Here is a 4,712-nt window from a genome sequence, read left to right as displayed (position 1 = left end):
CGGTTCGGGGGAACCTACAACGCTGCTACGGGCCGACGGTTACGAACTGCTGCGCGCCACACACAGCCGCCGTTCCCGGCGCCAAATCGTCGCATGGGACTGGACGCCCACGGCGGTCGAGCAGATGGTCGAGCGGTTCGGATTCTTCGGCCCGCGCGACGACGACCAGCCCATCCCCAACGCTTGATTCGTTCGACCTTGCACGCGCGCGGCCTCTTGAGGGTGGCTCGTTTCTGGTTTTGAGACAAGACGGGCGATCTCTACGACCGTCCCGAATCTCTATTCGGAAAATACCCAGGGTGACCGGGCACGGCGAAGCCACCCGGCCCATACGGTGCTGGTAGGCATCGAACCCGAAGGGCTCGAGCCCTTGCTGGACCTGGCGGCGCGCAAACTTCGAAACAAATTGACGGAGACGTCATGATGGTTGCTAGCGCGTGGGTTAGTCTTTGCCCATGCAAGAGCTCTGGCCGCTCACCGGCCGGAATGAAGAGTCCGGTGTCCTCGCCGAACTGATCTACGGGGACGACGTGCCCGGGGTGGTGCTCGCTGGGCGGGCGGGGGTTGGCAAGTCACGCCTTGCCCGGGATGCCGCCGCCGCCGCGGCCGCATCGGGTTGGGCGGTGCGCTACATCGCCGCCACGGCCACCGGCCGGTCGGTGCCGCTGGGAGCGTTCGCGCAGTGGACCGACGACGTCGAGGGCACACCGCTTGCGTTGGCGCGCAGGGTGATCACAACACTCACCGCAGGCGCGCAGGCCGGGCGTCTCCTGGTCTGGGTGGACGACGCGCATCTGCTGGACGACTTGTCGGCGCTGGTGGTGCATCAGCTCGTCGTCCGGCAATCCGCGATGGTGATCGCAACCCTTCGAAGTGGCCAGACTGCACCCGACGCGGTCACGGCACTATGGAAGGACGGCCTGGTCCGCCGGATGGAGCTGCAGCCACTCTCGCGTGGGGAATCCGACGAGCTACTGCAGTCGGCGCTGGGCTCGCCTCCCGATCAGGACTGTGCCGACCGGTTGTGGCGGTTGACGGCGGGCAACGTGCTCTTTCTGCGGAAACTCGTCGAGCAAGAGCAACACGCTGGCCGTCTGGTCAGCGAACGGGGTCGATGCCGATGGCTCGGCAGCCCCCGGGTGTCACCGTCGCTGGTCGAGGTGGTCGAACATCAGATCGGGACGATCCCCGATCAGGTGCGCGACGTCGTCGACGTGGTCGCCGTCGCCGAACCCGTGCGGTGGGACTGTCTAACCACACTGGTCGACCGACTCGCGCTCGAGGACGCCGAACAGCGCGAGCTCATCAGGACCTCCGGCGACGAGGTGTACGTCGGGCATCCGATGTACGCCGAGGTCCGGTTGAACCAGTGCGGCCCGCTGCGCTTGCGGCGATTGCGTGGGCTCGTCGCCGCCGCCATGACCGGTGCCGCGGAACCGGCGAACGTCGTGCGCCGCGGCCTACTGTGGCTGGAATCCGACCTTCCGCCCGATCCCCGGGTGCTGGCCGCGGCAGCATCGGCCGCCAGCTCACTGCTGGACTTCGACCTGGCGGCGCGCCTGTCGCGGGCCGCCGACGAATCCGGCGTCGGTGTCGCGGCCCGCGTGCACCTCGCGTACAACCTCCTGATGTCCCAGCGCAGTGTCGATGCGGCGGAGGTCATCGACAGCATCTCCGCAGACGAGGTGTCGGAGTCGGCCTTCATCAACGACGACGTCCTGCGGGCCGCGAACCTGCTGTGGACCATGCGCGATCCGGAGCAATCCTGGCAGGTCATCGACGACGCGCTTCAGACGGCCACCGGACCCCGCGTGGGCCAACTGCTGGCCTTCCGCGCCAACCAACTTGTCCTGGCCGCCCGACCCGCCGAGGTCCTCGAGATGGTGAACATCGTCGACTACGGCACGCTGGACGGTTACGGCGAATCCGTCCGGCTCTGCGCCGAGACCCTGGCGCTCGGCGAAGTCGGGCGGACCGACGAGGCTCTCTCCACGGCCGCGACGTGCTACCGCGTGATCGACTCCTCGGGGCAGGGCAGCTTCTTGAGCGGAGCGCTGGTCGAGTTCCATGCGTTTGGCCTCGCGACCTCGGGACGCATCGAGGAGGCGGTCGACGTCGCCGAACGCCATCGCAAGGACTGCGCCGCCAAGCCCTCGACCGCGCGGGTGATGGCCGAGGCGATCGCCGGGATGTGCGCGCTGGCCGCGGGCGACCTGCGCGCTGCGCTGGGTTACTTGGCCGCCGAGACCCCCGCCGCGGACGCCGACTTCGTCCTCGTCAACAGCTTCTTTCGGTTTCATCTGCTCCGCGCTCAGGCGCTCGCCCGATCGGGCGACCTGGCCGGGGCGGAGGCGGCCTTGTACACGGCAGAGGCGGATCGACACCCCGCCTACGTCCTGGTCGAAGTCAACGCCCTGCTGGCCAAGGCGTGGTTGGCCGCGGCGCGCCAACGGTTGTCGGAGTCGCGTCACTTCGCCCACCGCGCGGCCGATTTCGCGCGTGCGCACGGTCAGCTAGCCCGTGAAGTGCTCTGCCTGCAGACCGCCGCGCAATTCGACGACACCTCAGTCACCGAACGGCTGGTCGAGTTGGCCGGCGTCGTCGAGGGGCCGCGGGCCCCGGTGGCGGCCCGGTACGCGCGGGCGGTGAGCGACGATGACGCCGACCAATTGGACCGGGCGTCAGTCGATTTCGAGTCGATGGGCGACGTCCTGGCCGCCGCCGACGCCGCTGCACAGGCTGCGACCTCGCATCGCCGGGCGGGCCGCGGCGGCAGCGCGATGACGGCCGCGGCGCGAGCGGCCCGACTCGCCGACGCGTGCGGGGCCGCCAGCCCGGCGTTGACCGCCGCGCAACTCCTCCTGCCCTTCACTCGGCGCGAGCACGAGATCGCCGTGCTGGTTGCGCAAGGGTTGTCCAACAAGGAGATCGCGCGGGCAGTGTCGCTGTCGGTGCGCACGGTCGAGGGCCACGTCTACCGGGCCAGCTGCAAGGCCGGTGTGGTCCGGCGGGCCGAATTGGCCGACGTGATGCGGCGTCTCGCCGCGCCGCAGCATTTCGCTTTTCGGACCGCACCAGCCGTGTCAGCACGGCGGCCAGGTCATTCTGCGAACCGAGCACGATGACCCGGCGAACCTCGCGGACGGCGTCGTCGATGTCGGATGCCTCCGAATCGCGACGGCCGGAAGCCCGTCGAGTGGACGCGCCACCCGACGGGTTCCGAATCGTTACACGACGACACTGGCCCCGGTCACGTCGCGATGTTAACTGTTCGTACTACGCCTCCGACATCTTGGTGTGGAGCTTTCGCCGCGCCAGTTCGAGAAGTGGTTCCAGGCTCTCGGGTTCGATACCGAGCCCTCCGCAGATCTCCTCGTCTGACGCGCCTGAGTCCGTTAGCCGGAGCGCGAGTGCATGCGCCTCGGGCAGCTGCGCCAGAGCAGCTTGGTAACCGACCTGATCCGAAACTCCAGGCGCCATGAGCGCGCGCCCTAACTCGTCGGCGGCAGGATGATGGTCTGTCCGCCTTGGTCGGCCACGGTCTGCGGTTCGTGGTAGTCGTTGCCGTTGATGATCAGCGTGTTGCCGTTCGACGTGTGGCCGACCTTGCTTCCCGCGCGACCGCTGTTCGAATTGCCCGTGATCTTCACGGTGTTGTTGCTTCCGTAGCCCGAGAGCGCACCGTTGCCGGTGCCCTTGACGATGGCGGTGTCGTTGTCACCCGTTCCGACGTTCACGGAGTTGTTGCCACCGCTTACCTTCACGGTGTTGTTGTTGCCGACGCCTGCATTTCCGTGGCTATGGCCGCAGACGATGCCCTTCGGGCAGGCCCCGTTCACCTGCGCGCTGTTGTTGTTCCCGCCGTAGGCGCCGGCGTCGGCGTTGTTGTAGGCGTTCGCGGTGTTGTTGTTGCCGTCGCCCGCGTAGGCGGTGCCCTGGTTGATGGCGATCGCTTTGTTCTTGCTGCCGTTTACCGCCTGCGCGGTGCTGTTGTTCATCGCGATCGCGAGGTTGTGGCTACCGGTGGCGGTCGCTTGGCTGCCGTTGATCGCGATGGCGATGCTGTGGCTGCCCGCGGTGGTGGACGCCGAGCTGTTGCCGAAGCCGACGGTGTGGCCGTTCACCGAGACCGAAGCCCCACCGACGGACGACGTCGAGGTCGGGGCGGCCGCCGCGTTGGGGGCGCTTACGCCGAGCGCAAGCAACGGTGCGCTGGCACCGATGGTCAACACCAAGACAGATTTCTTCACAGGAACTCCCGTTCGCGAACCGTGGTCGACGCGGAGTTTGTCGACTCTGCTGGCATCATCTGCGCCAACGAGGGCCGGGTATCCGGGGCCGAACTACCTCTTTTTTCCGCCTGCGCTAGTCCGACTACTCGATTTCGCGCCAGCCGAGCGCGCGACTACCTAGCCCCGCGCCCGGCGACAGTTCGGGCGGTTGACGCTCGATGCGAACGGATGGGGGTGAGGTCAGATAGGGAGGCTCACGGGCCGCAGCTCCAATAACGCCGCTTCCACCCGCGCGGGCATTTGATGCGGGCAACTCGCCGGCCGGTGCGACCGGTCGGTCAGCCCCTCCAGGCCCGCCTCTTCATAGCGGGCCAGCCACGAGTGCAACGTCTGACGCGACACCCCACACTTCTGTGCCACCTGCGACACCGACAAGCCATCGCTGATCACGGCCAACACGGCCTGATACCTCTGCTCGGC

At 67.8% G+C, this 4,712-nt stretch carries 3 protein-coding genes and 2 pseudogenes; 2 read left to right on the top strand and 3 right to left on the bottom strand.

Annotated elements, in window-relative coordinates:
• A pseudogene (locus QOI01_RS15270) lies at window positions 1-187 on the top strand (maleylpyruvate isomerase family mycothiol-dependent enzyme); the annotation flags it as partial.
• 268 nt (window positions 188-455) lie between these two features.
• Entirely contained in the window at window positions 456-3,125 is a 2,670-nt protein-coding gene (locus QOI01_RS15265) for a helix-turn-helix transcriptional regulator (RefSeq protein WP_526382286.1), read from the top strand.
• Between the two features lie 151 nt (window positions 3,126-3,276).
• Here QOI01_RS15265 and QOI01_RS15260 read toward each other — a convergent pair whose 3' ends face one another.
• The 3 genes and pseudogenes from QOI01_RS15260 to QOI01_RS15250 all read right to left on the bottom strand — a co-directional run.
• Window positions 3,277-3,480 carry a hypothetical protein gene (locus tag QOI01_RS15260; protein ID WP_526382284.1) on the bottom strand — a complete coding sequence of 68 codons (204 nt, stop codon included), beginning with the start codon at window positions 3,478-3,480 and terminating at the stop codon, window positions 3,277-3,279.
• Window positions 3,481-3,491: 11 nt separating this feature from the next.
• The gene (locus tag QOI01_RS15255) at window positions 3,492-4,250 is read right to left on the bottom strand and encodes a hypothetical protein (protein WP_526382282.1); all 759 of its coding nucleotides are present in this window, start codon (window positions 4,248-4,250) and stop codon (window positions 3,492-3,494) included.
• Between the two features lie 243 nt (window positions 4,251-4,493).
• Window positions 4,494-4,712: pseudogene (locus QOI01_RS15250) on the bottom strand (helix-turn-helix domain-containing protein); the annotation flags it as partial.

The sequence above is a fragment of the Mycobacterium sp. genome, assembly GCF_032162605.1.
GTDB lineage: Bacteria > Actinomycetota > Actinomycetes > Mycobacteriales > Mycobacteriaceae > Mycobacterium.
This window is presented reverse-complemented; position numbering and strand designations above follow the sequence as displayed.